The following is a 524-nucleotide window of genomic DNA, read 5'->3' as shown; positions in this document are numbered from 1 at the left end:
GTAGTAATTCTCTTTACACTCCTTACCGTTGGCGGCTTTCAGGCAAGGTCCGTAGGCGAGGATCCGCAGCGTCGCATTTCCTGTATTTGTCAGGGAGCCGTTGGCGTACTGAAAGTGGTAGTTCGCCTGACGAGGGGCGACGACCAGAATGGTGCCGATGCGGGCGGAAGCAGTGGCCACAGCGCTGCGGTTGGCATTATCGCGCTGCGCATCACTGAGGGCCTGATCAAACCAGACAATGCGGTAGTAGCGCTCTTTTTCATCTGCGGGTCCCTTATAGAAGAAGCGGATCACTTCGCGGGCTTGGGCGGGTAGCAGCAAGCTGGCGGGAGTGAGTGGCAACTCATCCGGCTTGTCCATGGAGATAACCTGCCCGTCGTCAAGCGGTGAAGAGAGCCGTTCGAGACGGATATTGATAAGGCGACCACTGTCGGTACTGTTTTTGATCGTTTTGCTCAGCGTGCTGCTGTCACTGTTCATAAACGATGATATATCGCCGACATCCAGCGCCTGGGCCGGAGATA

General features: G+C 56.1%; 1 protein-coding gene. It reads right to left on the bottom strand.

Annotated features, from left to right (window positions below; translation table 11 throughout):
* A partial coding sequence (gene ecpB / locus K0039_RS24890; protein ID WP_228106805.1) for an EcpB family pilus assembly chaperone occupies nucleotides 1-524 on the bottom strand: 524 nt, incomplete at both ends.

This window comes from Terrisporobacter mayombei (assembly GCF_020748465.1).
GTDB classification, from domain to species: domain Bacteria; phylum Bacillota; class Clostridia; order Peptostreptococcales; family Peptostreptococcaceae; genus Terrisporobacter; species Terrisporobacter mayombei.
Note: the sequence above shows the minus strand (reverse complement) of the source record. Positions and strands in the feature narration are given on the sequence as shown.